We start from the raw sequence: 25,746 nt of genomic DNA on the forward strand, positions 1-25,746 counted from the left end.
CTGACGCTTCTGACGGGCAGACCGGTCGACGCGATCTTGTGATGGCGTGAATCGGTCAAATACATTTGTCCCCGTCTGCGAGGCCGTCCCCTGCGAGAGGATGGCCGGTGATGACCGTGAACAGCGCTGCTCCGGAGCCCCGGCCGGATGGGTACAGCCCCTTCGCCCACCTCACTGTGCAGAACACCGGTCTCTATCGCCAGGTGATGCGGGCGTTCGTCGTGGCCAAAGAGCGGTTCGCGGTCCATCTGCGGCCGGAGGACGTGCACGCCGCCCTGCCGGCCGAGTCGCGGCCCGCCGAGCTGGACGTCGTGGTCAAAGCGCTGGACAGCCTCGTGGGCTGGGGCAATCTCCGCGCCGATCCCGACACGGCCCGCGTCACCGCCGTCGAGGACTTCTATCGGAAGCGGTTCATCTACCAGCTCACCCGGGCCGGGGAGGCGGCCGAGGAGGCCTTGGGCGTCTATGACGACGCGCTGGGTCGTCGCGGCGCGCTGCAGGCCGTCGCGCTGCACGACATCGTCACCCAGTTGCGGGCGCTCCTGGTACTGGCGGCCGAGGACCAGCCCGATCAAGCCAAAGCACACCTGGCACTTGACGCGCTGGCCAGTCGCTTCACCGCTCTCGCCGACAACGCCCGCGCCTTCATGGGATCCCTCCAGCGGACCATCGACCTCCACGACGTCGAGGAGGACGTCTTCCTCGCGTACAAGGACCGGCTCATCCAGTACCTGGAGCGGTTCATCCAGGACCTGATCACCCTCGGAGGGCGCATAGCCCGGCTGATCCTGGAACTGGAGGACTCGGGGAGCATCGAGCCGCTGCTGCGGGCCGCCGCGGCCCGCGAGGCGGTGGACGCCTCGCCCGAGGAGGTCGGACACGCCGAGCGGGAGGCGTACGAGCGGTGGGCCGGCCGGTGGAGCGGCCTCGCCGCATGGTTCATCAGCCGGGAAGGGCGTGAGTCCCAGACCAGACTGCTGCGTGGCCGGGCTCTCGGGGCGATTCCCCAGCTCCTGGCCGTCGTACGGTCGTTGAACGAACGCCGTGCCGGGCGTTCCGACCGGTCCGCGGACTTCCGTACCCTGGCCCGCTGGTTCGCGGAGGCTCCCGACGACGAGGCCCGGCATCGGCTGTGGCGCACCGCCTTCGGGCTGTACCCCGCGCGGCACCTCACCGTCGACGCCGACACCCTCGCCGCCCGAGCGGCGCGGCCGGTTCCCGCCGCCACCCCGTGGGCCGACGCCGAGCCGCTGCGGATCAGCCCGCAACTGCGTCGCACCGGAAGCTACGAGCGGCGCGGCAAGCCCCGCAAGGTCGAGGACCGGGCGGCGCCTCGTCGCCGGCTCGCCGAGGTGGCCGCCAAGCAGGCTGCAGAGATCGCGGCGGCCCGCAGCCGACTCGTCACCGACGGGGTCACCCGGCTCTCCGGGCTCGGCGAACTCGACCCCGTGTCCTTCGGGCTCTTCCTCCAACTGCTGGGTGACGCGCTGGCCACCTGGCGACCCGGCATGCGCCACACCCAGGCCACGAGCAACGACGGATCCATGGAGATCCGGCTCAGCGCACTCGTCGACGGCACCACCGCGGAGGTCCGGACGCCCGGGGGCACGTTCCGCGGTCCTGACCACCTCATCGAGATCATCGACCTGGCGGACGGAGCCGACGCACGATGACGGGCACGCACGGTACGACCGCCTCCCCGCTTGCCGAAGTCCTCGACGGCCAGCACGCCGCTGATCTCCGCAAGGCCGCTCGCGCCCTGCTCAAGCAGCCGCTCCTGCTGGCCCGTGGCCGCTACGCCGACGAGTTCCGCCTCGTCCGACGGCACGCCCCGGAACTGCGTGAGTGGTTCGACCGCAACACCGGCTGGTCCCTCCAGGCCGATGCCGAGGCGGCCCGCCTGCGGAAGATACCCGGCGTCCTCACCGACCCCACCCACCCCGCCCGTGAGCCGAACCGCGCGGCCGCCCCGTTCACCCGCCGCCGCTACGTCCTGCTCTGCCTCGCGCTCGCGGCCCTGGAGCGCGGAGAGGCGCAGATCGCCCTCGGCCGCCTCGCCGACCAGGTCGTCCTCGACGCCGCTGACCCCCATCTCGCGCGGACGGGGATCCAGTTCACCCTGGATCGCCGTGACGAGCGACTGGACCTCGCCGCCGTCGTACGGCTCCTGCTCGGCCTCGGCGTACTGCGCCGCGTCGCAGGGGACGAGGAGGCGTACGTCAGCGGAGCCGGCGACGTGCTGTACGACGTGGAACGCAGGGTGCTGGCGGGGCTCCTCGCCGCTCGGCGCGGCCCTTCCACCGTGCACGCCGAGACCCTCGAGGACCGCCTGACCGAACTCGTCGCCGAGACCGCCCTGGACAGCGATGAGCTGCGCTTCCGGGCGATGCGCCGCTCATTGACCCGTCGCCTCCTGGACGACCCGGTCCTCTACTACGACGAGTTGACCGACGCCGAACTCGGCTACCTCACCCGGCAACGCGGTTTCATCACCGCTCGGATCACCGAACTGACCGGGCTGGTCGCCGAGGTGCGGGCCGAGGGCATCGCGATGGTCGATCCCGACGACGACCTCACCGACGTCCGTATGCCGGAACAGGGCACCCACGGCCACATCACCCTGCTGCTTGCCGAACACCTGGCCGCGGCGGGCGCTCCGGTGACCTGGGAACGGCTGGCGCTCAGAGTCCGCGAACTCGCAGCTGAACACGGCGGGTTCTGGGCGAAGTCCGCCCGGGAGCCCGGTATGGAGGCCGAACTCGTGGATCAGGCCGTCGCCCGGCTCGCCGCCCTCGGCCTCGTCGTCCGTACGGCCCACCACGTGGCGCCGCGCCCGGCCCTGGCCCGGTACGCGGTCGGTGAGACCGTCGTGCTGGATTCCGGTACCGCACGTCTGCCCGCGCAGCGAAAGGCCCGTACGCCGTGACCCGACTCCCCGAACCCCTGCGCTCTCGCTGGCAGCCGCTGCGCCTCGGCCTCGTCGACCTCTTCCACTACGACGTGGAGGAGTTCCACTTCCGGGACGGTCGCCTGCTGCTGCGCGGGAACAACGGCACCGGCAAGTCCAAGGTCCTCGCGCTGACCCTGCCCTTCCTGCTCGACGGGGACCTCGGCTCACGCCGTGTCGAGCCGGACGGCGATCCGGGCAAGCGGATGGAGTGGAACCTGCTTCTCGGCGGCGAGTACCCGCACCCCGAGCGGCTCGGCTACACGTGGATCGAGTTCGGCAGGCTCGATGAGGCCGGCGGTGAACGGCACTTCCGCACACTGCTCTGCGGTCTCAAGGCCGTGAGCGGGCGGGGCATCGCCCGCCACTGGTACGCCCTCACCGATCAACGCGTCGACCACGGCCCGCAGGCGGACGCCGCAACCTCGTTCAGCCTGCTCGACGCCACCGGCACCGCTCTCTCCCGGGACCGGCTCACCGAGGCCGTCACCGGCCACGGAATGGTGTACGACCAGGCCAAGACGTACCGCAGAGCCGTCGACGAGGCGCTCTTCGGGCTCGGCGAGCAGCGCTACGGCGCGCTGGTGGACCTGCTCATCCAGCTGCGCCAGCCGCAGCTGTCCAAGCGGCCCAACGAGGCGGCCCTGTCCCGTGCCCTCACCGAGGCGCTGCCGCCCATGGACCAGGCCGTCATCGCCGATGTGGCCGAGGCCTTCCGGTCGCTGGACGAGGAGAAGGAGGAACTGGTGGCGGCCTCGGCCGCGGAGCGGGCCGCCACCGCGTTCCTGGAGCACTACCGGCGCTATGCCCGCATCGCCACCCGGCGGCGAGCCCGCCTCCCGCGCGCCGAACACTCCCGCTACGAGCACCTCCAGCGGGACCTGGCGGAGGCGCAGGGCCGACAGGCCCGTGCCCAGCAGGAACGCGAGGACGCCGAGGAGCGGATAGCCGCACTGGAGGAGACGCAGGCACGACTGCGCGCCCAGGACGCGGTGCTGCGCGAGGGCCCCGAGATGCGCAGTGCCCGGGAACTGGAGCAGGCAGCGACGGCGGTGGAACGGACCGCTCGGGCGCTGGACCTGGCCCGCGACGACCGGGACCAGGCGGCAGCCCTGCACACCCGGGCACTCGGGCGGCTCGGCGCCGCGGAGAACAGGCTGCGCGCGGCTCGGCAGCAGGCTGAGGAGATCCTTCGGCAAGCGGGGGAGGCGGCCGCCGCCGCGCGGATCGACCTGACCGTGGACGACCGATCGGCCGAGCCCGAACTGCGGCGTGCGGCGCAGGAGTCAGTGGATCGCGGGAAGCGTGCGCTCGCCCACGCGGACGGGCTCGCGGAGGCTGCGGAACTGGCGGCGGCCAAGCGCCGCCAGGCGTCGGTCCGCCTCGACGAGGCGGATGGCGACCTCGACGAGGCCTCCGAGGCGCAGGGCGCGGCGGAGGAAGCCGCCGCGGCGTGCGGGCGGGCGCTGGTGGAGGACGTACGGGAACGGGCGGGAAGCTGGACCGAGTTGGCCTACCCGGACTTGCCCGGTCTGCTCGACGCGTTGCAGGAGTGGACGCAGCGCGTCGACGGGCCCTATCCGGCCCGGGAGCAGGCGGCTCGGGCCCACAGCGCCGCCTCTCGGCAGCTGGCGGACCAGGCGGCCGCGGCGGCCCGCCGGTCGGCGGAGCTGGCAGCGCTCACCGGGCAGGCACGTCAGGAGCTGACCGCCCTGGAGACAGGCGGCCGACGGGCCCCGCAGACTCCGCCCACCCGCACGCCGGGCCTGCGCGAGCGGCTGCCGGGTGCGCCGCTGTGGCGGCTGGTCGACTTCCACGACAGCGTCCCCGACCAGGAGCGCGCCGGTCTGGAAGCGGCGCTACAGGCTTCCGGACTGCTGGACGCCTGGGTGCTGCCCGACGGCTCGACCCTCGCCGCGGACGGCCACGAGGTGCTCCTCTCCCCGGCGACCGGTCCGGTGCCCGGGCCCTCGCTCAGCGGACTGCTGCGCCCGGCCGTGGATCACGGCGACGCGCAGGCCGCGGCGGTGGCCGAGGCCACGGTGATGCGGTTGTTGTCCGCCATCGGCGCGGTGGCGGACAGCGGAGCCGGCACGTGGGCTGTACCCGATGGACGGTTCCGGGTCGGCACGCTCACGGGCCGCTGGGGCAAGGACACCGCCGAGTACATCGGCGAGGGCGCGCGGGAGGCGGCGAGGCGGGCCCGAATCGCCGAACTGAACGCCGAGCTCGAACGGCTCCACGAGGAGGCGCGCACCGTGACGACACGATCCGAGACGATCTCCGCCCGCCGCCGGAGACTCGACGCGGAGCTGGCCGAGGTGCCCGACGAAGGCCCGCTCACCCGGGCGCACGCCCAGGTGAGCGCCGCCGCGGAGACGGTGCGCAAGGGGCGTCTGCGGCGCGAGGAGCGGGCCGAAGACGTCAGGAAAGCAGTCGAGCAAGCCGAGCGTACCGCCGCCGAACTCGCTGAAACCACCGCTGACCTGGGCCTGCCCGCCGATCGTGAAGGGCTTGCCACGGTCCGTCGGGCCCACGCCGACCTCGCCGCGGTCCTGGCCGCCCTGTGGCCGACCCTGCGCGAGCGGGGCGAAGCCGTCCGCCAGACGGGCGAGGAACATGCTGAGGCCTCGCGTGCGAGGGAGCGGACGGCCGAACTCGCGCTGCGCGCCGAGGAGGCCGGGCGTGACGCCGCGGCAGCGGACGAACGCCACACCACGCTGCGCTCGACGGTCGGCGCTGCCGTGGCCGAACTGCAGCGCCGGCTCACCGAGACCGCCGAAGCCCTGCGCACCTGCGAGGCGGACCAGCGAGTCACCCACAAGCGCCAGGCCGAAGCTGACCGGCAGGCCAGCAGGGCCGAAGGCAGGATCGAGCAGCTGGAGAAGGGTCTGTCCGACGCAGCCGCGGCACGGGCGGAGGCCATCGCGGGTCTGCAACGCTTCACCACCACCGGCTTGATCGCGGTCGCGCTGCCCGAGGTCTCCGTACCCGCGGTGGACGAGGGGCCGTGGGTGGCGACACCCGCCATCGCCCTCGCGCGTGCCATCGAGTCCGGCTTGACGACGACCGACGACTCGGACGGATCCTGGGAACGCGTACAGCGTCGGCTGAGCGAGGAACTCAAAACCCTGCAGGACACCCTGTCGCGGCACGGGCACACAGCCACTGCCCGCATGGTGGAGGACGGCATCGTGGTCGACATCGTCTACCAGGGGCGTGAGCGTGCCGTACCCGAACTCGCCGCAGCCCTCGCCGCCGAGGTGGCCGAGCTCACCCGCATCCTCTCCGCCCACGAACGCGAAATCCTGGAAACCCACCTGATCACCGAGGTCGCGGGCACTCTCCAGGAGCTGATCGGGGCAGCCGAACGGCAGGTGCGGGACATGAACTCCGAACTGGAGGACCGTCCCACCTCCACGGGCATGAAACTGCGGCTGGTCTGGCGGGCTTCCCGCAAAGCGCCGCCTGGCCTGGGGCAGGCCCGTGAGCGCCTGCGTCAGTCCGCTGACGCCTGGACCCCGGAGGATCGGAGGGCGGTGGGCGAGTTCCTGCAGACGCAGATCGCCCGGCAGCAGACCGACGACACCTCCGGCAGCTGGCTCGAATACCTCACCGCCGCGCTCGACTACCGCTCCTGGCACGAATTCGGGGTCGAACGCCACCAACAGGGCCGCTGGGTTCCGGCCACCGGCCCGGCCTCGGGCGGCGAGCGGGTCCTCGCCGTCTCCGTGCCGCTCTTCGCCGCTGCCTCCTCGCACTACGCGAGCGCGAGCAGCCCGTACGCTCCGCGGCTGGTCACCCTCGACGAGGCCTTCGCCGGTGTGGACGACGACTCGCGCGCCAAGTGCCTGGGCCTGCTGCACGCCTTCGACCTCGACGTGGTGATGACCAGCGAGCGCGAATGGGCCTGCTACCCGCAGGTGCCGGGCATCGCCATCGCGCAGCTCTCGCGGATCGACGAGGTGGCCGCGGTCCTTGTCACGCGCTGGGAGTGGGACGGGGCCAGGCGGAAGCGCCGCGAGGACCCGGTGCGGTCGCAGCAGACGGATACCGACCGGCAAGAGGCCTACGCGGAGGCCGAGCCGCTGTGGACGTGAGGTCTCAGGGCGCCGCGGTCGACGGGGACCGATTGCGCCGCCTGCTGGGCGGCCCCGATCTCGGCTGGCTGGTCGACCGCGCGCGCAGCCGTATGGAACGGGGACGGCCGCTCACCGGCCCGGTCTCCCTCAGCGAGCCCACACCGGCCCAGCGGGCGGCGGTCGAGCGCTTGCTCGGCCGCCCTCCCGGCGCCGGACGCTCCCTGAGCGTTCGGCTCGAGGAGGTGGACGCCGTCCTGCGCCGCTCCGGCATCAGCCCCGACGGTCTGGCCGCGGCGGTGGCCGCGCTCACCGGGCCGGTCGTCCCGCTCGGGCCCGCCCGCCAGGCCGAGGAACGCGCCTGGCACGAGGCCTACGCCTCCGTCGAGGCCCTCGCGGACGAGGTCCCGGCCCTCGCCGCGTGGACCCTCCGGCTGCGCGGTGACGGCCTGGTACGACGTCTGGCCGGTACGCCCGCCGCGGCACGTACCCTGCTCGACCAGGTCGCGGTCGCCCTTCGGGCGCTCCCCGCCGACCCACCGGTGTCGCTCTCCGCCTTCGCGGCCCGACTCCTGGGCAGCGCCCACGCGCTGGACGACGGGGCGCCGCTCGCCACCCTCACCTTGTCGGGCCTGCGCGCGATGACAGGTTTCCCTGACGGCTCGGGCGCCGAGTGGCGCCGGGAGGCATGGGCATCGGCGGGTGTGCTGCGCGACGAACTGTCCTCGACCGTCCTCACCTTGAATCTGAGGGGGACCCCGGCCCTGGACTGGATGGCCGACGCGGGCGAACCGTCCGTCCTGACCTTGCGACAGCTCGTCCGCCACCCGCCGACGCTCGCACCCCCGACCGTCCGCATCTGCGAGAACCCCGCCGTGCTCGCCGCGGCTGCCGACACGTACGGGGCTCGCTCAGCTCCGCTCGTGTGCCTCCAAGGACAGCCGTCCGCCGCGGCCCTCATCCTGCTGCGCCACCTGCGCGGGTGCGGCGCCGCGTTCCTGTACCACGGGGACTTCGACTGGGGCGGCCTGCGCATCGCCTCCGGACTCCTGCGCCACATCCCCTGGCAACCGTGGCACTACACGACCTCCGCCTACCGCACCGCAGCCGCCGCATCCCCCGAAGCCCCACCTCTCACCGGCCCACCGACCGAAGCGCCCTGGGACCCGGAACTCGCGCAGGCACTCTCTGAACTGGGCGTCCGCGTCGAGGAGGAGACTGTGCTGGACGCGCTGCTGGCCGATCTCGGGACGGGGTGACGCAGCCGTGGCTACTCCGTCGCCATGGCGGTGAGCTTCAGGACGGTGTTCCAGTTGCGGGCCGTCGCCGTGACGCCGAGCTTCTTGTCGGTGAACAGCAGGGCGAGGCGGGCCTTCTGGATGCCGTCCGGGAGGTGGGTGTAGATCTCGGTCGGAGCCTTGGGGTCGGCCAGGCGGAACTCCTCCGGGGCGTAGGCCGACGGGTCGACGGCGGGCAGGCGGTCCTGGGCGGGCGGGGCGGACAGGAAGGTCACCAGGAAGCGGGACGGGTCGATGCCCTCCATGTCGAAGGGGTTGCGGTCGACCACGCGCCGGAGGTCGGCGCCGTCGCGCACGAGGCAGCGGATGGTGAGCCCCAGCTCCTCGGTGATGGCCGCCTCCAGGGAGGCGGCCAGCTCGGCCGGGTCGGCGCGGGGGTGGGCGAAGACGGCGTTGCCGCTCTGGAGGTGGGTGCGGACGTCCGTGCAGCCCAGCCCGGTCAGCAGCTCGCGCAGGGTCTGCATCGGCACCTTGTTCTTGCCGCCCACGTTGATCCCGCGCAGCAGCGCCACATAGCTCGTCACCCGGCCCACCGTAGACGAGGCGTCGGACAACGGCTCGGACATCAGGCGCCGCTGCCCTGGGCGCGGCCCAGCAGGCTCGCGGGGTGCGGCTGCGCCGCTTCGACCACCACGGCCGTCAGGCCGGTCTCCGTCCATGTCCCGTGGTTCTCACCGGCCTCCCAGCAGGCGGTCTGGCCTGCGGTGATCGCGACCGCCGTGCCGTCCGCGCCGCTCACCCAGCCGTCGCCGGCGACCACGGTGAGCGCCTGCGGAATCGTGGCCTCGTGGCGGCCGATGCGCCCGCCGGGGGCCAGGTGCATGAGGGCCACCGCGACCACGGCGGAGCCGGGGCCGTCGCCGGGGCCTCGGTGGATGCTGACGTGGCGCACACCGTGACTGCCGAACCGGGTCAACTCGACGCCCGCCGCGGGGCCGGAATCCTTGATCTCCATGCCGTCATCCTGCCGGGTCGCCCGTTCGGAGGACGTGGGGGCAGACGTAACGGTTCGGCAGAGGTGGTGCTGGCTACGTTCGCGGGCATGAACCTCACGAGTGAGCGACCCGCCGTCACCGAACTGCGGCTGTCCTCCTTCAAGTCGCACCGGGGCGCGAGCTTCGCGCTAGGTCCGCTCACCCTGCTCGCCGGCGCGAGCGGGTCGGGGAAGTCGAGCGTTCTGGAGGCGCTGGCGGCGCTGGGGCGGCTGGCCGGCGGGGAGACGCTGGGCGAGGTGTTCGACGGGGCCGGTGGCCGGGCGGGGAGCGTGCGGGGCGGGGCCGCGGCCTGCGTGCCGCAGGGCGCGCAGCCGGACGCCCAGGGGCGGCGCGGGTTCCGGCTCGGGTGCACGGTCACCGGGCCCGTCGGGCCGGTCCGGCTGGACGTGGCCGTCCAGACGGAGCCGGAACTGCGCATCGTCGGCGAGCGGTTGACCGGCGGCGGGGAGACGCTGCTGACCACCGCGCTGCGCGACCCGGGGCGGCGCACCGTCCAGGCGGCGTGGCACACGGCGGGGCTGGTGCCCGTCACCCGGGCGCCGCTCCCCGACGACCTGCTGGCGACGGCGCTGCTTCCGCTGCGCGTCGCGGGCCGCACCGAGGGCCAGCGGCTGGTGCTCGCGGCGGTGGAGCAACTGGTGCCGGCGCTGCGCGGGGTCTTCCCGGTGGAACCCCGGCCGGAGGCCATGCGGGCACCGGTGGACGCCGCGGACGGGATGCTCCGCGGCAACTGCGAGAACCTGTCGGCGGTCCTGGCCAGGACCGAGGGGGAGTGCCGTACCCGGCACGCGGCGCTGGTGCGGGCGATGCGGGAGGTCTGCAGTCCGCCGGTGGATGGGCTCACCGTCCTGCGGCCGCGGCCGTCCGGCACCGATCGCGGTGCCGACCCACGATCGGTGATCGCGGCGGTGGACCGCGGGCCGCTGGGCCTGGTGCCGGTGGACCGGCTCGGTGACGGGGAACTGCGCTTCCTGGCCCACGCGTTGGTGCTGCTCACCGGGCCGGGTGTGCTGGAGGTCGACACGAGCGCCGAACTCCTGCCGGCCGCCCAGGTGCTGACCGTGCTCAGCGACGGCTTCGACCTGGGGATGGACCGCCGGCAGACGCGTGAGCTGCTCTCCCTGGCGGGCATGGCGGCCGAACGCGGTCACATCCGGCTGCTGGGGGTGGTGCACGACGCCTCCGTCGCCGCGGGGTTGGGCGGCGTGTCGGTCATCGACTTCGCGCGGCCGCGGCGGTCCGGGCAGACGGCGGAAGCGGAGGCGGACGGAGAAGGGGAAGTGGAAGTGGAAGTGGCGGAGGAGGAGTCGGAGACGGGGGAGTTGGAGGCGGGGGAGGGCGCCGGTGCTCGGGTGGCCGCGCGGTCGGCGCCCACGATGCGGTAGACCTGTGCGGATGAGCGAGGATCTGCAGGCGCTGCAGCGCCGTCTGGCCGCCTTCGCGGCGGCCCGGCGCTGGCAGCAGTACCACGTGCCCAAGAATCTGGCCGCCGCGTTGAGCGTCGAGGCCTCCGAGCTGCTGGAGATCTTCCAGTGGATGACCCCGGAGGAGGCGGGCCGGGTGATGGAGGACGCCGGGACCGCGCACCGGGTGGAGGACGAGGTCGCGGATGTCCTGGCGTATCTGCTGCAGTTCTGCGAGGTGCTGGGGATCGACGTGCTGAAGGCGCTCGCGGCGAAGATCGACCGCAATGAGCTGCGCTTTCCGGTGCCGACGGAGGACGGAGGGCCGGGCACCCTGCACCCGACCGTGTGACGGGAACGTCCGCGAACGGCGCGTTCTGCGGGTTGTCCGAGTTATCCACAGGCGCGGGGACCCCCTTTCGCTCGCGCGCTTCGGCCGTCACTCTGGGTAGCGGAAGGACAGCTCGCAGCGGTGGGGAGTGCACATCATGGACGCGGTTCGACTCATCCTGGCCACCCGGCACGCGCTCGGACAGGCGGGGCAGGTGGAGGATCTGATCACGGAGGCGTGGCAGGCGCAGGCGCTCGCGGAGGCGCTGGGCGGACACCTCGCCGTGCACGGGCCGCCGGAGCTGCGGGCCGTCGACCGCTCAGCGGGCGAGGCGGGCGGCGGGGCCTGCGGGCAGTCCTGGCTCTCGGCGCTGCCGGGCCCCCGGTCGGAGACCGTCCGGGCGTCGATACTCACCGGCGTGCGGGAGCCGGCCCGCGCACTGGAGGAGATACGCGACCTGCTGACGGAGCTCGGCGCGGTCCTCGCGGGGGTGGCCCGCTCCGCGGACGAGGCGGGGGCGTACTGGCAGTGCATCGACGCGCTGGACGCCGCCGAGGACTCCAAGGACCGCGTCTGCGCGCTGCTCGGCGCGCTCGACCCATGAGGGCGGGGGTCCGGCGGTGGTCCGGCGGGCGTTCGTGGCCGCCTGCCGCGGCTGCCACGGCTACCCCTCGGGAGGGGGCGTTCACCCGCCGGGGCACAAGATCGGCGACGTCATCACGCGTGGTTGACGTGCGGGGCGGTCCGGCGTGGAGGATGGGCGCCATGGATCTTCGTATTTTCACCGAGCCCCAGCAGGGCGCCACCTACGACACCCTCCTCACGGTCGCCAAGGCCACCGAGGAGCTCGGTTTCGACGCCTTCTACCGGTCCGACCACTACGTGAGCATGGGCGGCGGGGACGGGCTGCCGGGTCCGACGGACGCCTGGATCACGCTGGCCGGGCTGGCCCGGGAGACCCGCCGCATCCGGCTCGGCACCCTGATGACGGCCGGTACCTTCCGGCTGCCGGGCGTCCTCGCCATCCAGGTCGCCCAGGTGGACCAGATGTCCGGCGGACGCGTCGAGCTGGGACTGGGCGCCGGCTGGTACGAGCGGGAGCACACGGCGTACGGCATCCCGTTCCCGAAGGAGAAGTTCGGGCGGCTGGAGGAGCAGCTGGCGATCGTGACCGGTCTGTGGGCCACGCCGGTCGGTGAGACCTTCGACTACGACGGGAAGTACTACCAGCTCAAGGAGTCGCCCGCGCTGCCCAAGCCGGTGCAGGCGAAGATTCCGGTGCTGATCGGCGGGCACGGCGCCAAGCGGACCCCCGCGCTCGCGGCCCGCTACGCGGACGAGTTCAACATCCCGTTCGCGTCCATCGAGGACAGCAGGCGGCAGTTCGGCCGGGTGCGCGAGGCGGCCGAGGCGGAGGGGAGGAAGAAGGACGAGCTGGTGTACTCCAACGCCCTGGTCGTCTGCGTGGGCCGGAACGACGCGGAGGTCGCGCGGCGGGCCGCGGCGATCGGCCGGGAGGTCGACGAGCTGAAGGCCAACGGGCTGGCCGGGTCGCCGGCCGAGGTGATCGACAGGATCGGCCAGTACGCCGCCACCGGCTCCACCCGCTTCTACCTCCAGATCCTCGACCTGGGCGATCTGGACCACCTGGAACTGATCTCCGCCGAGGTCCAGTCCCAACTGACCTGACCTGACGACCTGTCCCTCACACCGAGCACCGAACGCCCCGGTACGAAGCAAGGAGCCACCGCCATGCCGCCCGATCTGACCCTGGACACCCCGCTCGTCCTGGACGGCGGGCTGTCCAACCAGCTCGCCGCCCAGGGCTGTGACCTGTCGGACGCGCTCTGGTCGGCCCGGCTGCTGGCCGACGCGCCCGAGCAGATCGAGGCGGCGCACGCGGCCTACGTCCGGGCCGGTGCGCAGGTGCTCATCACGTCCAGTTACCAAGCGACGTACGAGGGCTTCGCCCGCCGGGGGACCGGGCGGGAGGAGGCGTCCGTCCTGCTCCGGCGCAGCGTCGAGCTGGCGCGGAGCGCCGCCGCCGGCCGGGCCGGCGTGCTGGTGGCGGCCTCCGTCGGTCCGTACGGGGCGATGCTGGCGGACGGCAGCGAGTACCGGGGGCGGTACGGGCTGAGCGTGCGGGAGCTGGAGCGTTTCCACCGGCCGCGGATCGAGACGCTGGCCGAGGCCGCGCCCGATCTGCTCGCCCTGGAGACGGTGCCGGACGTGGACGAGGCGGAGGCGCTGCTGGGCGCGGTCGAGGGAGTCGGCGTGCCGGTCTGGCTCTCGTTCAGCATCGACGGCGACCGGACCCGTGCCGGGCAGCCGCTGGAGGAGGCCTTCGCTCTGGCCGCCGGGCGGGACGACGTGGTGGCGGTCGGCGTCAACTGCTGCGCCCCGCGGGACGCCGACTATGCCGTGGCGCTCGCCGCCGAAGTGTCCGGCAAGCCCGTGGCGGTCTACCCGAACAGCGGCGAGGAGTGGGACGCCGAGGCCCGGAAGTGGGCGGGCGAGGTGACGTTCGAGGCGTCCCGGGTCCGGGACTGGCGGGCCGCGGGGGCCCGGCTGATCGGCGGCTGCTGCCGGGTCGGGCCCGGGCAGATCGCGGCGCTGGCGGAGGTGATGAGGGGGTGACGCGGCGCGAGGTGTGAACTGGGGTGCGATGCGCCGGTGAGCGGGGAAGGACTGTGGTCATGGGCTTTCACGTGGATTCCGAGGCCGGGCGGCTGCGCCGCGTCATCCTTCATCGACCGGACCTTGAACTGAAGCGGCTCACGCCGTCCAACAAGGACGCGCTGCTCTTCGACGACCTGTTGTGGGTGCGCAGGGCGCGTGCGGAGCACGACGGCTTCGCGGACGTGCTGCGCGACCGGGGGGTCGAGGTGCATCTCTTCGGCGACCTGCTCAGGGAGGCGCTGGCGGTGCCGGAGGCGCGGGCCCTGGTGCTGGACCGGGTCTTCGACGAGAAGGAGTACGGGCCGCTGGCGACCGATCACCTGCGGGCGTCGTTCGACGAGCTGCCCGTGGCGGACCTGGTGGAGGCGCTGGTCGGCGGGATGACCAAGCGGGAGTTCCTGGAGCGGTTCGCCGAGCCGGTCTCGGTGCTCTTCCACGCCATGAGCCTGGACGACTTCCTGCTCGCCCCGCTGCCCAACCACATCTTCACCCGGGACACCTCCGCCTGGGTCTACGACGGGGTCAGCATCAACGCGATGCGCTGGCCGGCCCGGCAGCGCGAGACCGTGCACTTCGAGGCGATCTACCGGCACCATCCGCTCTTCGCGGGCGGCGGCTTCCACGTCTGGTCGGAGGGGCAGGCGGCGTATCCGTCGACCATAGAGGGCGGTGACGTCCTGGTGATCGGCAACGGGGCGGTGCTCATCGGGATGAGCGAGCGGACCACGCCGCAGGCGGTGGAGATGCTCGCGCAGGGGCTGTTCGCGGCCGGCTCCGCGCGCACGATCGTGGCGCTGGACATGCCGAAGAAGCGGGCCTTCATGCACCTGGACACCGTGATGACCATGGTGGACGGCGACACCTTCACCACGTACGCCGGGCTGGGGATGCTGCGCTCGTACTCGATCGAGCCGGGCGCGGGGGACCGGGACCTGAAGGTGACCGACCATCCGGCGGAGCACATGAACCGGGCGATCGCGGCGGCGCTCGGCCTGGACGACATCCAGGTGCTGACCGCGACCCAGGACGTGCACTCGGCGGAGCGCGAGCAGTGGGACGACGGGTGCAACGTGCTCGCCGTCGAGCCGGGGGTGGTGGTGGCCTACGAGCGCAACGTCACGACCAACACGTTCCTGCGCAAGCGCGGTATCGAGGTGATCGAGATCCCGGGGAGCGAGCTGGGCCGGGGGCGCGGCGGCCCGCGCTGCATGAGCTGTCCCATCGAACGCGACGCGGTGTAGGGGAGGGTGCGGGAGGAGTTCGAGAAGGCGGTGGAGGGGCGGAAAGATCGATCTGTATAAACATGTCATTGATCGTATAGACTTCCAAGGTCTTTCCGCCGCCGTCACCTAGGAGTCCCCCATGGCCATCGACCTCAAGGGCCGTCATTTCCTCAAGGAGCTGGACTGCAGCCCCGAGGAGTTCCGCCACCTGGTGGAGCTGGCGGCCCAGCTGAAGGCGGCCAAGCGGGAAGGTGCCGAGGTCCGGCGGCTGACCGGAAAGAACATCGCGCTGGTCTTCGAGAAGACCTCGACCAGGACCCGCTGCGCGTTCGAGGTCGCCGCCGCCGACCAGGGCGCGAGCACCACCTACCTGGACCCCTCCGGCTCGCAGATCGGGCACAAGGAGTCGGTCAAGGACACCGCGCGGGTGCTCGGGCGGATGTTCGACGGCATCGAGTACCGGGGCGCCGGCCAGGAGATCGTCGAGGAGCTCGCCCAGCACGCGGGCGTCCCCGTCTGGAACGGCCTCACCGACGAGTGGCACCCGACCCAGATGCTCGCCGACGTGCTCACCATGACCGAGCACACCGACAAGCCGATGGGCGAGATCGCCTACGCCTACCTCGGCGACGCCCGCTACAACATGGGCAACTCGCTGCTCGTCACCGGCGCGCTGCTCGGTATGGACGTGCGGATCGTCGCGCCCCGGCGGCTGTGGCCGGAGGAGTCGGTGATCGCCGAGGCCCGCCGGCTCGCGGAGGGCACCGGCGCGCGCGTCACGCTCACCGAGGACGTCGCCGAGGGCGTGCGCGGAGCGGACTACGTCCACACCGACGTCTGGGTGTCGATGGGCGAGCCCAAGGAGGTGTGGGACGAGCGGATCCAGCTGCTCGGCCCGTACGCGGTGACCATGGACGTGCTGCGCGCCACCGGCAACCCCGGCGTGAAGTTCCTGCACTGCCTGCCGGCCTTCCACGACCTCGGGACGAAGATCGGCCGGGAGATCTTCGCGCGGCACGGCCTGACGTCGCTCGAAGTCACCGACGAGGTCTTCGAGTCGGCGCACTCCGTCGTCTTCGACCAGGCGGAGAACCGGATGCACACCATCAAGGCGGTCCTGGTCGCCACCCTGGCCTGACGGCACGGCACGGCACGGCACGCCACGGCACAAGTGCACGGACGCTCGGCCGGATATCGCGCACTCGTGACGGCGGTCACGGATGAGTGATAACTTCGCTCTGCGGGCGTCCGCACCCCCTCCCCCCGCCAAGGAGGACGTGCCATGAGTCCCTATCCGAGCTCAGCGAGCCCCACCGGCCAGTGGAAACACCTGCGGGTGGACCGCGCCGGTGGCGTCGTCACCGTCACCCTCGACCGTCCCGACAAGCTCAACGCCCTCACCTTCGGGTCCTACGCCGACCTGCGCGACCTGCTCGCCGAGTTGGCGCGCGACGGGGAGACGCGGGTGCTGGTGCTGGCCGGCGCCGGCCGCGGCTTCTGCTCCGGCGGTGACGTCGACGAGATCATCGGCGCCACCCTCGCCATGGGCGCGGGCGAGCTGCTCGGCTTCAACCGGATGACGGGCCAGGTCGTCCGCGCGATCCGCGAGGCGCCGTTCCCCGTCATCGCCGCCGTGCACGGGATCGCGGCGGGCGCGGGCGCGGTGCTCGCGCTGGCCGCCGACTTCCGGATCGTCGAGCCGTCGGCCCGCTTCGCGTTCCTCTTCACCAAGGTCGGGCTCTCGGGAGCCGACATGGGGGCCGCGTACCTCCTGCCCCGCATCGTCGGGCTCGGCCACGCCACCCGGCTGCTGATGCTGGGCGAGACGGTCGGCGCCGCCGAGGCGGAGCGGATCGGGCTGGTGAGCCAGTTCGCGCCCGACGGCGAGGTCGACGCCGTGGCCGCCGCGCTGGCCGCACGGCTCGCCGCCGGTCCCGCGCTGGCCTACCAGCAGACCAAGGCGCTGCTCACCGCCGAGCTCGACATGCCGCTCGCCGCCGCCGTGGAGATGGACGCCGCCGCGCAGGCCCAGCTGATGACCAGCGCCGACTACGCCGAGTTCCACGCCGCCTTCACCGCGAAACGCCCGCCCCGCTGGGAAGGGCGCTAGCCATGCGGATCGCGGTCATCGGCGGCGGCCCCGGCGGCCTGTACGCGGCCGCCCTGCTCAAGCGCCTCGATCCGGCACGCGAGATCACCGTCTGGGAGCGCGGCGCCCCCGACGACACCTTCGGGTTCGGCGTCGTCCTGTCCGACGAGACGCTCGGCGGCATCGAGCACGCCGACCCGGTCGTCTTCCGCGCCCTGCAGGCCGAGTTCACCCGCTGGGACGACATCGACGTGCACGTGCGCGGCGAGGTGGTCACCTCCGGCGGGCACGGCTTCGCCGCCCTCGACCGCCGCCGGCTGCTGGCGATCCTGCACCGGCGGTGCCGCGACCTCGGCGTCGACCTGCGGCTGCGCCAGGCCGGCCCGGCCGCCGCGGAACTGGCCGCGAGCCACGACCTCGTCATCGCCGCGGACGGCGCCAACAGCGCGACCCGCACCGCGCACGCCGACGTCTTCCGCCCCCGGCTGACCGGCCACCGCTGCCGCTACATCTGGCTCGGCACCGACCTGCCGCTGAACGCCTTCCGCTTCGAGATCGCCGAGACCGAGTACGGCGTCATGCAGGGGCACGCCTACCCGTACCGCGACGGCGCCGCCACGTTCATCGTCGAGATGCGGGAGGACGTCTGGCTGCGCGCGGGCTTCGACCGGCTCGACGAGGCGGAGTCGATCGCCCGCTGCGAGAAGCTCTTCGCGGGCTGCCTGGAGGGCCACGCCCTGCACGGCAACCGCTCGCGCTGGGGCGCGTTCACCACCGTCGTCAACGAGCGGTGGTCGCACGGGCGGACCGTGCTGCTCGGCGACGCCGCCCACACCGCGCACTTCTCCATCGGCTCCGGCACCAAGCTCGCCATGGAGGACGCGCTCGCGCTCGCCGCCTGCCTCCAGGAGCAGCCGGACGTGCCGTCCGCGCTGACGGCGTACGAGACCGAGCGCAGGCCCGTCGTCGAGAGCACCCAGCGGGCGGCCCGCGCCAGCCTCGAATGGTTCGAGCAGGTCGCCCAGTACACCGGGCAGCCGCCGCTGCAGTTCGCCTTCAACCTGCTCACCCGCAGCCGCCGCGTCACCCACGACAACCTGCGGCTGCGCGACCGCGCCTTCACCGACGCCGTGGAGCGGGAGTTCGGCACCGAGCCCGCCACCCCGCCGATGTTCACCCCCTTCCGGCTCGGCGGACTGACGCTGCGCAACCGCGTCGTCGTCTCGCCGATGGACATGTACTCGGCGGTGGAGGGCACGCCCGGCGACTTCCACCTCGTCCACCTGGGCGCGCGGGCGCTCGGCGGCGCGGGCCTCGTCATGACGGAGATGGTGTGCGTCAGCGCGCAGGGCCGCATCACCCCCGGCTGCGCGGGCCTCTACACGGACGAGCACGAGACGGCGTGGCGGCGCGTGACGGACTTCGCCCACGCGCAGTCGTCCGCCGCGATCGGCCTGCAGCTCGGCCACAGCGGGCGCAAGGGCTCCACCCGCCTCATGTGGGAGGGCATCGACGAGCCGCTGCCGGACGGGAACTGGCCGCTCGTCGCCCCCTCCCCGCTGTCCTACCGGCCCGGCGTCAACCAAGTGCCGGCCGAGCTGGACGCGGCCGGGCTCGCCGCCGTCCGCGAGCAGTTCACGCGGGCCGCGGCGCGGGGTGCCCGGGCGGGCTTCGACCTGCTCGAACTGCACTGCGCGCACGGTTACCTGCTCTCGTCCTTCCTCTCCCCGCTCACCAACCGCCGCACCGACGCCTACGGCGGCGACCTCGCCGGGCGGCTGCGCTACCCGCTGGAGGTCTTCGACGCCGTCCGCGCCGTCTGGCCGCGGGACCGCCCGATGACCGTCCGCATCTCCGCCACGGACTGGGCGCCGGGCGGCACCACCGAGGACGACGCCGTCGCCATCGCGCGCGCCTTCGCCGCGCACGGGGCCGACGCCATCGACGTCTCGACGGGCCAGGTCGTCGCCGACGAACGCCCCGCGTACGGGCGCTCGTACCAGACGCCGTACGCCGACCGCATCCGCAACGAACTCGGCGTCCCCGTCATCGCCGTCGGCGCGATCTCCTCGTGGGACGACGTCAACTCCCTGCTCCTGGCGGGCCGCACGGACCTGTGCGCGCTGGCCCGCCCGCACCTCTACGACCCGAACTGGACCCTGCACGCCGCCGCGGAACAGGAGTACAGCGGCGCCGCCGCGCGCTGGCCCCGCCCGTACGCGGCGGGCAGCCGCCGCCCTCCGACCGGCCGCACGGATGCTCCGAAACCCCGCCTCACCCTCCGGACGGGTCCTGCCGAATGACCGGTGGTCCCAGGCGATCAGCGGGCGTGTGACGGCTGGGCCGTGCCGGCGCTGTCCCGCGGGTGGTAGAGCTCCCGGGCGCGGGCCAGGTCGATGGGCCCGGCCTCGTGCAGAGGCAGGAAGAAGCCCAGCTGCCACGCCTGCGTGGTACTGGCCTGGCGGCCGGCAGGGGCCACCCAGGGCGGGTAGATGCGAAAGGCCCGCTTCCCACCGGACCCGTTCACCGACACGACGCCGTGCCAGCGGAGCGCGTCCTTGGGAAAGACGAACTGGCCGAAGCGGTCGTCGTCGCGGGTGCTGATGACAAAGAGATCGACGGGGTCGGCGGCGTCGAAGGGCTGGATGGGCCCGGCCGGGGACCTCTTCCAGACCGTGACGAACTGGCCGGCCTTGGTGGGGGTCGTCCTGGCGGCGCGAAACCGGACGGTGAGGCCGTCGAGGGTGAACCGGTGAGCGGCGTACTCGGCACTCTCGGCTTCCGGGACCGGCTGCGAGCAGGCGAATCCGCACCGGTCGTAGACGAGCGCCTTCGCCGCGCTGAGATCTCCGTGGACGGGGGTGGCGCTCAGCCAGGGTTCCGGGCGGAGATCGGCTGCTTGCTCGCGGTCCGTGGCCATTGATCCGCTCTGTCACAGGCTGTTCGACGCAGCCGGCCTGGCCGGGGACGTCGCTCTCGTGGAAGTGATCAGAATACCGACGCGGAACACCGACTCTGAATACCGGCGAGGTGTCCGCGAAGCCGGACCGCCGCTAGGCGGAGACGGCGTCCTCGCGCACGAAGGCCGCGCCCGCCTCGTGGAGGCGCTGGTGGAGGTCGGTGAAGACCTGGGAGGCGCGGGCGCCGGGCCAGGCGGGGGGCAGGAGCGGGGTGGGGAGGCCGGGGTCGGCGTAGGGGAGGTGGCGCCAGGAGTCGAGGGCGCGGAGGTAGTCGGGGAAGGCGTCGCGCGGCGGGACGTCTTGGCGGCGGGACCAGCGGGCGAGCACCGGTTCGTGGGCGTCGAGGAAGGTGCGGTGCAGTTGCGCGATCGCGTCCAGATCCCACCAGCGGCGGACGGCGGAGGCGGTCGGTTCGAAGCCGCCGTGTGTGCCGTGGAAGAGGTCGACGTAGGGGTCGAGCTCCAGGCGGCGCAGGGTGTGGCGGGCCTCCTCCTGGACGTGCCCCGGGGCTATCCAGACGCCCGGCGCGGCGCTGCCGAAGCCGAGCCGGGCCAGCCGGGAGCGCAGTAGGTGCCGCTTGTGGCGCTCGGTCTCGGGGACGGAGAAGACGGCGAGCACCCACGAGCCGTCCCCGTCCTCGGCGGCGGGCCCCGGGCCGCCGTAGATGCGGCGGTCGCCGTCGGCGAGTAGCTGGCGGGCGTCGTCGGAGAGCGCGTACGCGGCGGCGCCGCCGACGCGGTCGGGGACCAGCAGCTCGCGCCGCTTGAGCCGGGAGACGGCCGAGCGGACCGACTGCGGGTCGACGCCGACCGCGCCCATCAGCCGGATGAGGGCGGCGACCGGGACCCGGCCGTCCATCTCCGCGCGCCCGTAGGCGCCGAAGAAGGTCACGATCAGCGAACTGGGGGTGTGCTCGGTCACCTGATCATTTTAGGTCGGGGCCCGGGTCGCGCAGCCGGAAGCGCTGCAGTTTCCCGGTGGGGGTGCGGGGGAGGGCGTCCAGGAAGACGATGTCGCGCGGGCACTTGTAGGGGACGATCACGCCCTTCGCGAAGTCGCGCAGGGCCCCCACCGTCGCCGCGTCGCGCGGCACGCCCTCGCGCAGGACGACGTAGGCGCGGACGATCTGGCCGCGCTCCTCGTCGTCGACGCCGATGACGGCCGCCTCGCTGACGTCCGGATGGCGCAGCAGCGCCTCCTCGACCTCCGGGCCCGCGATGTTGTACCCCGCCGAGATGATCATGTCGTCGGCGCGGGCCACGTAGCGGAAGTACCCGTCGGGTTCGCGGACGTAGGTGTCGCCGGTGAGGTTCCAGCCGTCCCGTACGTACACGGTCTGGCGCTCGTCGGCGAGGTAGCGGCAGCCGGTCGGCCCGCGCACCGCGAGCAGTCCGGGCTCGCCGTCGGGCAGCGGCTCCCCGGCGTCGTCGACGATCCGCGCCCGGTAGCCGGGCACCGGCAGGCCCGTGGTGCCGGGACGGATGGCGTCGTCGGCGGCCGAGATGAAGATGTGCAGCATCTCGGTGGCGCCGATGCCGTTGATGATGCGCAGGCCCGTGCGGTCGCACCAGGACTGCCAGGTCGCGGCGGGCAGGTTCTCGCCCGCCGACACGCACCGCCGCAGCGACGACACGTCGTACGCGGCCCCGCCGTCCGCCAGCAGGCCGAGCATCGCGCGGTACGCCGTCGGCGCCGTGAACAGCACGCTCACCCGGTGCCGGGCGACGGCCGCGAGCAACTGCTCGGGCCCCGCCTGCTCCAGCAGCACGCTGGACGCCCCCGCGCGCATCGGGAAGACGACCAGCCCGCCGAGGCCGAACGTGAAGCCGAGCGGCGGGCTGCCCGCGAAGACGTCGTCCGCGCGCGGGCGCAGCACCTCGGCGGAGAACGTGTCGGCGATGGCCAGCACGTCGCGGTGGAAGTGCATGCAGCCCTTGGGGCGGCCGGTGGTCCCCGAGGTGAAGGCGATGAGCGCGACGTCGTCCGAGGACGTGGCGACGTCGGGGAAGCGGTCCGGCTTGGCGGCGGCCCGCCGCAGCAGGTCCTCGGGGGCCTCGCCGCCGTACGTGGTGATCCGCAGGCCGGGGATGTCGGCCTTGGCCAGGTCGTCCACCGACCGCAGGTCGCACAGCGCGTGCCGGACGTCCGCGATGCCGCAGATCGTCGCCAGCTCGCCGGACCGCTGCGCGGCCAGCACGGTCACCGCCACGGCGCCCGCCCTGAGCACCGCGAACCAGCAGGCCACCAGCCAGGGGGTGGACGGTCCGCGCAGCAGGACCCGGTTGCCGGGCCGTACCCCGAGGTCGTCCGCCAGGACGTGCGCGATGCGGCCGGCGGCGGCGTCCAGATCCCCGTAGGACCAGACCTCGCCGCCGGGGGTGCGCAGGCAGGGGGCGTCACGGTGGCCGCCGGCCAGCAGTTCGGCCGCGCAGTTGAGCCGGTCGGGGTAGTGCAGCGCGGGCAGCTCGAAGGCGAGTTCCGGCCACTGGTCACGCGGCGGGAGGTGGTCGCGCGCGAAGGTGTCCACGTGGGCGGAGGGCAGCAGGTCCATGGCGGTACCGCCTTCGTTGGCACCTGAGAGCGGACGAATTCAGCGTAACGTGTTGCTGACGACAGTCAACGGTACGCGATACCGCTTGGAGGCGCCGATGCCCTCGTTCGCTCTCGATCCGGAACAACTGAAGTGGTGCGCCGAGGTCCGCGCCCTGGCCGCGAGCCGGCTGCGGCCGCTGGCCGAGGCAGGCGAACCCGGCCGGGTGAACCGCCCGTTGCTCGCGGAGCTGGGCGAACTGGGCCTGCTGGAGCGGGTCTTCCCGCCCGGCGGCCGGGTGTCGGCGATGGACCTGTGCCTGCTGCGGGAGTCGCTGGCCCGCGAGTGCACCGAGGCCGAGACGGCTCTCGCGCTGCAGGGCCTGGGCGCGCACCCGGTGCTGCACAGCGCGGAGCTGGCCGCCCGCTGGATCCCGGAGGTCACGGCGGGCCGGGCGGTCGCCGCCTTCGCGCTGACCGAGCCGGCCGCCGGCTCGGACGCGGCGGCGCTGGGGCTGGCCGCGGAACCGGACGGGCCGGGGTGGCGGCTGACCGGCGAGAAGTGCTGGATCTCCAACGCCCCGCAGGCCGACTTCTACACGGTCTTCGCCCGCACCACGCCGGGCGCCGGGTCGCGCGGGGTGACGGCGTTCCTCGTCCCCGCCGACCGGCCGGGGCTCTCCGGCGAGCACCTGGACATGCTCTCCCCGCATCCCCTCGGATCGCTCGCTTTCGACGGGGTGCAGGTCGGCCCCGCCGACCTGCTGGGCGAGCCCGGCCGGGGATTCCGGGTCGCGATGGACACCCTGAACCTGTTCCGGCCCAGCGTCGGGGCGTTCGCCGTCGGCATGGCGCAGGCCGCCCTCGACGCCGCCACCGAACACGCGGGCGCGCGCACCGCCTTCGGCGGCCCGCTCAAGGACCTGCAGGCCGTGTCCCACGCGCTCGCCGAGACGGCGACCCGCACCGAGGCCGCGCGGCTGCTCGTCTACGCCGCCGCGGAGGCGTACGACAGCGGGGCGCCCGACATCGCGAAGCGGTCGGCGATGGCGAAGCTGTACGCGACCGAGACGGCCCAGTTCGCGGTGGACCGGGCGGTGCAGATCCACGGTGCCCGCGCGCTGGAGCGCGGGCACCTGCTGGAGCACCTCTACCGCGAGGTGCGGGCGCCGCGTATCTATGAAGGGGCCACCGAGGTCCAGCGCACCATCATCGCGAAGGAGCTCTACCGATGAGCCTGCGGCGCATCAACCCCGGCGAGCTGTCGCCGCCCACCGGCTTCAGCCACGCCGTCACCGCGACCGGCCGCACGCTGGTCTTCCTGGCGGGGCAGACCGCCCTCGACCCGGCGGGCAAGATCGTCGGTGACACGCTGCCGGCCCAGTTCGAGCTTGCGCTCGGCAACCTGCTCGCGGCGCTGGCCGCCGCGGGCGGCGGCCCCGCCGACCTGGCCCGGCTCACCGTGCACACCACCGACGTCGCCGCCTACCGGGAGCACGCCCCCGAACTCGGGCGGCTGTGGCGGACGCTGGCGGGCCGCGACTACCCGGCGATGGCGGTGGTCGGAGTGGTCCGGCTCTGGGACGAGGAGGCGATGGTCGAACTCGACGGGATCGCCGTCCTGTCGTAGGACCGCGGCCGTACGCTGCGTGATCCCTTGGCAGCGCCTACGCCATGTGACATATTACTGCGGTGCCCACGAGACACTCGCTGGACGTCGTCATCGTCGGGGCCGGGGTTGTCGGCGCGGCCTGCGCCTACTACGCCGCCCGGTCCGGACTGTCCGTCGCCGTGGTCGACCGCGGCTCCGTCGCGGGCGGCACCACGGGCGCCGGTGAAGGCAACCTGCTGGTCTCCGACAAGGAGCCCGGCGCTGAACTCGACCTCGCGCTGCTGTCCACCAGGCTCTGGCGCGAGCTCGCCGACGACTTCCCACCGGAGATCGAGTTCGAGTCCAAGGGCGGCCTCGTCGTCGCGTCCGACGAGGCCCGCCTGGACGCCCTCGGCACCTTCGCCGCCGGCCAGGCGGCGGCCGGCGTCACCGTCGCCCGGGTCCCGGCGGACCGGCTGCACGACGCCGAACCCCACCTGGCGCCCGGCCTCGCCGGCGCCTTCCACTACCCGCAGGACGCCCAGGTCCAGCCCGCCCTCGCCGCCGCCCACCTGCTGCGCGCCGCCCGGCGCGCCGGGGCGCTGCTGCGCCTCGGCGAGGAGGTCACCGCGGTCCTGACCGGCCCCGGCCCCGGCGGCGTGGTGTCCGGGGTGCGCACCGACCGGGGCGAGCTGCGGGCACCCGCCGTGGTCAACGCGGCCGGGAGCTGGGGCGGCGAACTCGCCGCGCTGGCCGGGGTGGAGCTGCCGGTCATGCCCCGGCGCGGCTTCGTCCTCGTCACCGAACCGCTGCCCCGGCTCGTCCGGCACAAGGTCTACGCCGCCGACTACGTCGCCGACGTGGCCAGCGGCTCGGCGGCCCTGCAGACCTCGCCGGTGGTCGAGGGCACCCCCTCGGGTCCGGTGCTCATCGGCGCCAGCCGGGAGCGGGTGGGCTTCGACCGCACGCTGCGGGTCGAGGTGCTGCGCCGGCTCGCGGCCGGGGCGGCCGGGCTCTTCCCGGTGCTGACCGGGGTCCGCGTGCTGCGCGCCTACCACGGCTTCCGGCCCTATCTGCCGGACCACCTGCCCGCGATCGGGCCGGACCCGCGCGCGCCCGGCCTCTTCCACGCCTGCGGGCACGAGGGCGCCGGCATCGGACTCGCCCCGGCGACCGGGCTGTTGCTCGCCGCCGCGATCCGGGGCGAGCGGCCCGCCCTGGACCTGACACCGTTCCGCCCCGACCGGTTCCCCGGCGCGGCGGACCCGAAAGGACCCCACGATGGCGCGTGACCCCCTCGACCTGGCCGGGGCCGTCCCCGAGCCGTCGTTCGAGATCCGGATGGACGGCCGGGCCGTGCCCGTGCTGCCCGGCCGGAGCATCGCCGCGGCCCTGTGGGCGGCGGGCATCCTCGCCTGGCGCACCACCCGGGTGGGCGGGCGCCCGCGCGGCGCCTTCTGCGGGATCGGCGCCTGCTACGACTGCCTCGTCACCGTCAACGGCGTCCCCAACCAGCGGGCCTGCCTGGTCCCGGCCCGCCCCGGCGACCTCGTCACCACCCAGGAGGGCCACGGCCGTGCCGACCTCGCCGTCTGAACCGTCCGAGCCGTCCGAACCCGCGG

General features: G+C 73.5%; 22 protein-coding genes. 17 read left to right on the top strand and 5 right to left on the bottom strand.

Translation table 11 applies throughout. The features are described from left to right. The first annotated feature begins 110 nt into the window (after nucleotides 1-110). Genes ABZ721_RS25265 through ABZ721_RS25280 form a run of 4 tightly spaced genes read left to right on the top strand, consistent with a single transcriptional unit; the run spans nucleotide 111 to nucleotide 8,285 of the window. A complete protein-coding gene (locus ABZ721_RS25265) occupies nucleotides 111-1,673 on the top strand; it encodes a TIGR02677 family protein (protein ID WP_358790971.1) in 1,563 nt (520 codons plus the stop codon). Continuing rightward, the gene (locus ABZ721_RS25270; protein WP_358790972.1) at nucleotides 1,670-2,926 is read left to right on the top strand and encodes a TIGR02678 family protein; all 1,257 of its coding nucleotides are present in this window, start codon (nucleotides 1,670-1,672) and stop codon (nucleotides 2,924-2,926) included. Before ABZ721_RS25265 ends, ABZ721_RS25270 begins: the two co-directional genes overlap by 4 nt. Then, nucleotides 2,923-7,047: a TIGR02680 family protein gene (locus ABZ721_RS25275; RefSeq protein WP_358790973.1), complete on the top strand. Its 4,125-nt coding sequence runs from the start codon at nucleotides 2,923-2,925 to the stop codon at nucleotides 7,045-7,047. Before ABZ721_RS25270 ends, ABZ721_RS25275 begins: the two co-directional genes overlap by 4 nt. Further along, nucleotides 7,038-8,285, top strand: coding sequence for a TIGR02679 family protein (locus ABZ721_RS25280; RefSeq protein ID WP_358790974.1), 1,248 nt, complete (start codon nucleotides 7,038-7,040; stop codon nucleotides 8,283-8,285). Before ABZ721_RS25275 ends, ABZ721_RS25280 begins: the two co-directional genes overlap by 10 nt. Nucleotides 8,286-8,296: 11 nt before the next feature. Here the strand turns inward: ABZ721_RS25280 and ABZ721_RS25285 are convergent, their stop codons facing one another. Together ABZ721_RS25285 and ABZ721_RS25290 are read right to left on the bottom strand one after the other, a co-directional pair. Continuing rightward, nucleotides 8,297-8,848 carry a DUF1697 domain-containing protein gene (locus tag ABZ721_RS25285; protein WP_358790975.1) on the bottom strand — a complete coding sequence of 184 codons (552 nt, stop codon included), beginning with the start codon at nucleotides 8,846-8,848 and terminating at the stop codon, nucleotides 8,297-8,299. A gap of 41 nt (nucleotides 8,849-8,889) precedes the next feature. Next, entirely contained in the window at nucleotides 8,890-9,279 is a 390-nt protein-coding gene (locus ABZ721_RS25290; RefSeq protein WP_358790976.1) for a hypothetical protein, read from the bottom strand. 87 nt (nucleotides 9,280-9,366) lie between these two features. Here ABZ721_RS25290 and ABZ721_RS25295 point away from each other — a divergent pair, with 87 nt between their 5' ends. From ABZ721_RS25295 to ABZ721_RS25335, 9 genes are all read left to right on the top strand, one after another. Continuing rightward, entirely contained in the window at nucleotides 9,367-10,704 is a 1,338-nt protein-coding gene (locus ABZ721_RS25295; RefSeq protein WP_358790977.1) for an ATP-binding protein, read from the top strand. Nucleotides 10,705-10,714: 10 nt separating this feature from the next. Further along, nucleotides 10,715-11,074: a nucleotide pyrophosphohydrolase gene (locus ABZ721_RS25300; RefSeq protein WP_358790978.1), complete on the top strand. Its 360-nt coding sequence runs from the start codon at nucleotides 10,715-10,717 to the stop codon at nucleotides 11,072-11,074. A gap of 136 nt (nucleotides 11,075-11,210) precedes the next feature. After that, the gene (locus ABZ721_RS25305; RefSeq protein WP_358790979.1) at nucleotides 11,211-11,657 is read left to right on the top strand and encodes a DUF6099 family protein; all 447 of its coding nucleotides are present in this window, start codon (nucleotides 11,211-11,213) and stop codon (nucleotides 11,655-11,657) included. A 161-nt stretch (nucleotides 11,658-11,818) separates the two neighbouring features. After that, the gene (locus ABZ721_RS25310) at nucleotides 11,819-12,742 is read left to right on the top strand and encodes an LLM class F420-dependent oxidoreductase (protein WP_358790980.1); all 924 of its coding nucleotides are present in this window, start codon (nucleotides 11,819-11,821) and stop codon (nucleotides 12,740-12,742) included. 63 nt (nucleotides 12,743-12,805) lie between these two features. After that, nucleotides 12,806-13,690, top strand: a complete 885-nt coding sequence (mmuM, locus tag ABZ721_RS25315) for a homocysteine S-methyltransferase (protein WP_358790981.1) — start codon at nucleotides 12,806-12,808, stop codon at nucleotides 13,688-13,690. 59 nt (nucleotides 13,691-13,749) lie between these two features. Continuing rightward, a complete protein-coding gene (locus tag ABZ721_RS25320; protein WP_358790982.1) occupies nucleotides 13,750-14,973 on the top strand; it encodes an arginine deiminase in 1,224 nt (407 codons plus the stop codon). A gap of 121 nt (nucleotides 14,974-15,094) precedes the next feature. Continuing rightward, entirely contained in the window at nucleotides 15,095-16,093 is a 999-nt protein-coding gene (argF, locus tag ABZ721_RS25325; RefSeq protein ID WP_358790983.1) for an ornithine carbamoyltransferase, read from the top strand. Between the two features lie 144 nt (nucleotides 16,094-16,237). Further along, nucleotides 16,238-17,065: an enoyl-CoA hydratase family protein gene (locus ABZ721_RS25330; protein ID WP_358790984.1), complete on the top strand. Its 828-nt coding sequence runs from the start codon at nucleotides 16,238-16,240 to the stop codon at nucleotides 17,063-17,065. Between the two features lie 2 nt (nucleotides 17,066-17,067). Then, a complete protein-coding gene (locus tag ABZ721_RS25335; RefSeq protein WP_358790985.1) occupies nucleotides 17,068-19,347 on the top strand; it encodes a bifunctional salicylyl-CoA 5-hydroxylase/oxidoreductase in 2,280 nt (759 codons plus the stop codon). 17 nt (nucleotides 19,348-19,364) lie between these two features. On the opposite strand, the gene ABZ721_RS25340 is transcribed toward ABZ721_RS25335, so the two are convergent. The 3 genes from ABZ721_RS25340 to ABZ721_RS25350 form a co-directional block, all read right to left on the bottom strand. Further along, the gene (locus ABZ721_RS25340) at nucleotides 19,365-19,964 is read right to left on the bottom strand and encodes a MepB family protein (protein WP_358790986.1); all 600 of its coding nucleotides are present in this window, start codon (nucleotides 19,962-19,964) and stop codon (nucleotides 19,365-19,367) included. 133 nt (nucleotides 19,965-20,097) lie between these two features. After that, nucleotides 20,098-20,925 carry a PaaX family transcriptional regulator C-terminal domain-containing protein gene (locus ABZ721_RS25345; protein ID WP_358790987.1) on the bottom strand — a complete coding sequence of 276 codons (828 nt, stop codon included), beginning with the start codon at nucleotides 20,923-20,925 and terminating at the stop codon, nucleotides 20,098-20,100. A gap of 4 nt (nucleotides 20,926-20,929) precedes the next feature. Further along, the gene (locus ABZ721_RS25350; RefSeq protein ID WP_358790988.1) at nucleotides 20,930-22,555 is read right to left on the bottom strand and encodes an AMP-binding protein; all 1,626 of its coding nucleotides are present in this window, start codon (nucleotides 22,553-22,555) and stop codon (nucleotides 20,930-20,932) included. Between the two features lie 97 nt (nucleotides 22,556-22,652). On the opposite strand from ABZ721_RS25350, the gene ABZ721_RS25355 reads away from it, so the two are divergent. From ABZ721_RS25355 to ABZ721_RS25370, 4 genes are all read left to right on the top strand, one after another. Next, nucleotides 22,653-23,768 (top strand): acyl-CoA dehydrogenase family protein, encoded by a 1,116-nt coding sequence (locus ABZ721_RS25355; RefSeq protein WP_358790989.1) that lies wholly within the window; start codon nucleotides 22,653-22,655, stop codon nucleotides 23,766-23,768. After that, the gene (locus tag ABZ721_RS25360) at nucleotides 23,765-24,163 is read left to right on the top strand and encodes a RidA family protein (protein ID WP_358790990.1); all 399 of its coding nucleotides are present in this window, start codon (nucleotides 23,765-23,767) and stop codon (nucleotides 24,161-24,163) included. Before ABZ721_RS25355 ends, ABZ721_RS25360 begins: the two co-directional genes overlap by 4 nt. Before the next feature lie 62 nt (nucleotides 24,164-24,225). Beyond that, nucleotides 24,226-25,416: an FAD-binding oxidoreductase gene (locus ABZ721_RS25365; protein WP_358790991.1), complete on the top strand. Its 1,191-nt coding sequence runs from the start codon at nucleotides 24,226-24,228 to the stop codon at nucleotides 25,414-25,416. Then, complete coding sequence (locus ABZ721_RS25370; RefSeq protein WP_358790992.1) at nucleotides 25,406-25,720, top strand: (2Fe-2S)-binding protein; 315 nt, start codon at nucleotides 25,406-25,408, stop codon at nucleotides 25,718-25,720. Before ABZ721_RS25365 ends, ABZ721_RS25370 begins: the two co-directional genes overlap by 11 nt. Nucleotides 25,721-25,746: the final 26 nt, after the last annotated feature.

The sequence above is a fragment of the Streptomyces sp. NPDC006733 genome, assembly GCF_040636125.1.
Classification (GTDB): Bacteria; Actinomycetota; Actinomycetes; order Streptomycetales; family Streptomycetaceae; genus Actinacidiphila.